Genomic DNA, 3,295 nt, shown 5'->3' on the forward strand with positions numbered 1-3,295 from the left:
AGGAAGTCACAGCGCTCTTCCCGGATTACCAGATTCCCGGACTGGAGGCCGGTTGGGGGACAGCTTTTTCCGGGATCATCGGGACGGTCCTGGTGCTGGGGCTGATCCATCTGGCCGGCCGGAAACTGACCGGACGGCAGTCATGAAGTCCCTGGACGGGGCCATCGGGACCCTCCATCTGCTGGATGACCTGGCGGCAGAGGATACGCCGCTCACCCGGCTGGCTCCTCTGGCCAAAATAGGGTCCCTGTTCCTGTACCTGGCCGCTTTTGCCAGCCTGGGCCCAAACCACCTGGCCGGGGCCTGTCTGCTGCTCCTGCCTTTGCCGGTGCTGTACCAGGTGGGGAAGATTCCCTGGAAGCCGGCTCTCCGCCAGTGTCTGCCGGTCCTGCTCCTTTTGGCCGGAGTGGGGGCGGTGAACCTGTTTTTTGCCCAGGGTACTGCTGTTACCTTGGGGACTTTCCGTCTTTCTGCAGGGGCTGCAGCCTTTCTGCTGCTTTTGCTCAAGGGCCTGGGCTGTGTGCTGTCCGGCTGGCTGCTGCTGGCTACCACCAGTCTGGAACGGCTGGCCTGCGCCCTCCAGAAACTGCCCCTGCCCCAGGTACTGATCATTTCCACCCTGCTTACCTGGCGGTACCTGGTGCTGCTGCTCCAGGAAGGCCGCCGGATGCAGCAGGCCTATGCTCTCCGGGCACCCCGGACCAGAGGGATCCCCTGGAAGATCAGCGGCAGTTTACTGGGACTGCTGTTTCTCCGGAGCCTGGACCGGGCCCGGACTGTCTACGAAAGTATGGAACTCCGGGGATTCCAGGGCCGCTTTCCGGAAACCGGAGCCGAAAGTTCTGTTTGCGCCAGCCTGCTGCTGGTGATCCTGACCCTGGTCTGGTGCCTGGTGTGCCGGAACCTGGGATAACTTGTCTTGCCATTTCATCCATTCTGCTGCTGAAGGAGTCCTGCCCATGTCTGCCATCCTCAAACTGTCCCATATCCGCTTCCAGTATGCCCTGCCGGGCCCGAAAAAAGCCGCTGTCCCGGTATTCCACGACCTGTCCTTTACTCTGGAACCAGGGGAAAAGGTGGGGCTCATCGGCAGCAATGGGGTGGGAAAGTCCACCCTGCTGAAACTGCTGGTGGGTCTTCTGCCCTTGCAGGCAGGGAACCTGGAGGTCTGCGGCCTGCCCCTGGACCGGGACCATCTTCCGGCCATCCGGGAAAAGACCGGGTACGTGTTCCAGGATTCGGACAGCCAGCTGTTCCTGCCAACGGTGGAAAGCGACGTGTCCTTTGCTCTGCGGAACCGGGGCGTGCCCCGGGAGGAAGCGGAACGGCGGACAGCAGAAGTCCTGGCCCAGGTGGGGATGGCGGACATGGCCCGGCGGCAGATTTACCGGCTGTCCGGAGGCCAGAAGAAGCTCACGGCCATTGCGGGCCTTCTGACCCAGAAACCGGACCTGCTGCTGATGGATGAACCCTCCGCTGCCCTGGATCCCCGGAACCGGCGGAACCTGATCCGGATCCTGGGTCAGCTTCCCTGTGCCCAGCTGATTGCTTCCCACGACCTGGACTTCATCTGGGATACCTGCAGCCGGGTGGTGCTGCTGTACCAGGGAAAGGTGCAAAAAGAGGGCCCGGCCAGGGAAATCCTCGCCGATCAGTCCCTGCTGGAAGCCTGCGGTCTGGAACTGCCCCTGCGTCTGCAGAAGGAAATTTGAAAAAAGGATGGCTGCCCAATCTGTGCAGCGGTCCCTTGGGATGTGCAAACCGGACCCATAGGGACTGCACGCCGGGCCGCCGCCAAATTGAGTGATTTGATTGAACAGGCTGTTCTAAAACAGGAGGAATTAAATGAAACTTGCAGTAACCTATGATCCGAAAAACGGCGAGATTTTCCAGCATTTTGGCCGGACTGAATATTTCAAGGTCTATGACCTGGTTGACGGAAAAGTGCAGAAGGCGGAAGTCTGCAGCACTCAGGGACAGGGCCATGGAGCGCTGGTTGGGGTGCTCCGGCAGCTTGGAGCAGAAGCCGTGATCTGCGGTGGCATCGGCGGAGGAGCCCAGGAAGGGCTGAAAAAGGCCGGAATCGCCTTTTACGGTGGCTGCAGCGGCCAGGCGGATCAGGCGGTAGAAGATTTCCTGGCGGACAAACTCCAATACCAGGAAGACATCCAGTGCGACCATCATGGGGAACATCATCATGGAGAATGTCATCATTGATGGATGATCCTGCTTCTAAGGGACCTGTTGCGTGCAGCAGGTCCCTTATGGTATTATAAAGAAAAATTCCTGATTACAATTTATTCTACAGGAGGACCATTATGAAGACAAAGATGATCGTTTCTGCTCTTTTGACGGCGGCCGTCCTGCTGGCATCCGGGTGCGGAGGCTTTTCCGGCAGTTCCCAGAGCAATGCCCCGGCTTCTTCCCAGGCTTCCGCCCAAAAAGCCCAGGCACCGGGATTCACCCTGAAGGATACAGCCGGGACTTCCCATTCCGTCCAGCCCGGTGACGGGAACGTCTATGTAATCAATTTCTGGGCCACCTGGTGTCCTCCCTGTCGGAGCGAAATGCCGGAAATGAACACCTTTGCCCGGAAGCACAAGGAGAAAGTCCGGTTCTACGCTGTCAACCTCCAGGAAGAAGGCGCCCAGGTCCAGGATTTCCTGAAGAACAACGGATACACCATGCCGGTGCTCCTGGACCGGGACGGGAAAGCCGCCACCCTGTACAAGGTCCGGGTGATCCCCACCACGGTGATCCTGGATGAAAAGGGCAATATCCTCCAGCGCCATGAAGGGGTGGCCACCGCCCAGCAGCTGGAAGACGTGCTGAAAGGGAAGCTGTAATGGGCTCCCTTACCCTGGGAGCGGCCTTCGGGGCCGGCTTCCTTTCCTTCATCTCCCCCTGCGTCCTGCCCCTGCTGCCCACTTTCCTGCTGCTGCTCACCGGTTCCGGCATGGGAGAGGCACAGGGGAAGGGACGGCTCCTGGCCAATACCCTGGCCTTCCTGGCCGGATTCACGGCGGTGTTCCTGGCCATGGGGGCCACGGCGACGGTTTTGGGGCAGCTGGTGCTGGACAATTGGAAAGTACTGGAAAAAGCGGCCGGGGTGATCCTGATCCTTCTGGGACTCTTTATGAGCGGTTTATGGACGCCGCTGTTCCTGCTGAAGGACCGGCGTCCTTTCCTCCAGCAGAAAAAACAGGGGGTATTGGGTTCCTTCCTGCTGGGAGGTTCCTTTACCCTGGGGTGGACCCCCTGTACCGGCCCCATCCTCACCGCCATCCTGATGGCA

Annotated in this window: 6 protein-coding genes; all 6 read left to right on the forward strand. The window is 59.9% G+C overall.

Annotated elements, in window-relative coordinates:
* The first annotated feature begins 41 nt into the window (after positions 1 to 41).
* The gene (locus QVO43_RS02185) at positions 42 to 146 is read left to right on the forward strand and encodes a hypothetical protein (protein WP_288174349.1); all 105 of its coding nucleotides are present in this window, start codon (positions 42 to 44) and stop codon (positions 144 to 146) included.
* Entirely contained in the window at positions 143 to 913 is a 771-nt protein-coding gene (locus QVO43_RS02190) for an energy-coupling factor transporter transmembrane component T family protein (RefSeq protein WP_022486973.1), read from the forward strand. The genes QVO43_RS02185 and QVO43_RS02190 overlap by 4 nt, the downstream gene beginning before the upstream one ends.
* A gap of 46 nt (positions 914 to 959) precedes the next feature.
* A complete protein-coding gene (locus tag QVO43_RS02195; protein WP_022486974.1) occupies positions 960 to 1,712 on the forward strand; it encodes an energy-coupling factor ABC transporter ATP-binding protein in 753 nt (250 codons plus the stop codon).
* 133 nt (positions 1,713 to 1,845) lie between these two features.
* Positions 1,846 to 2,217 carry a NifB/NifX family molybdenum-iron cluster-binding protein gene (locus QVO43_RS02200; protein ID WP_022486975.1) on the forward strand — a complete coding sequence of 124 codons (372 nt, stop codon included), beginning with the start codon at positions 1,846 to 1,848 and terminating at the stop codon, positions 2,215 to 2,217.
* A 101-nt stretch (positions 2,218 to 2,318) separates the two neighbouring features.
* Positions 2,319 to 2,846, forward strand: coding sequence for a TlpA family protein disulfide reductase (locus tag QVO43_RS02205; RefSeq protein ID WP_022486976.1), 528 nt, complete (start codon positions 2,319 to 2,321; stop codon positions 2,844 to 2,846).
* On the forward strand, positions 2,846 to 3,295 hold a 450-nt coding region (locus tag QVO43_RS02210), incomplete at its 3' end, for a cytochrome c biogenesis CcdA family protein (RefSeq protein WP_288174346.1). The genes QVO43_RS02205 and QVO43_RS02210, both read left to right, overlap by 1 nt.

It is taken from the genome of Acidaminococcus sp. CAG:542, assembly GCF_000437815.1.
In the GTDB taxonomy this organism is placed as follows: domain Bacteria; phylum Bacillota; class Negativicutes; order Acidaminococcales; family Acidaminococcaceae; genus Acidaminococcus.

What these genes read in the sequence shown, in the direction of transcription:
- QVO43_RS02190 (WP_022486973.1), top strand. Translation starts at nt 143, where the DNA reads ATGAAGTCCCTGGACGGGGCCATCGGGACCCTCCATCTGCTGGATGAC.
- QVO43_RS02195 (WP_022486974.1), top strand. Translation starts at nt 960, where the DNA reads ATGTCTGCCATCCTCAAACTGTCCCATATCCGCTTCCAGTATGCCCTG.
- QVO43_RS02200 (WP_022486975.1), top strand. Translation starts at nt 1,846, where the DNA reads ATGAAACTTGCAGTAACCTATGATCCGAAAAACGGCGAGATTTTCCAG.
- QVO43_RS02205 (WP_022486976.1), top strand. Translation starts at nt 2,319, where the DNA reads ATGAAGACAAAGATGATCGTTTCTGCTCTTTTGACGGCGGCCGTCCTG.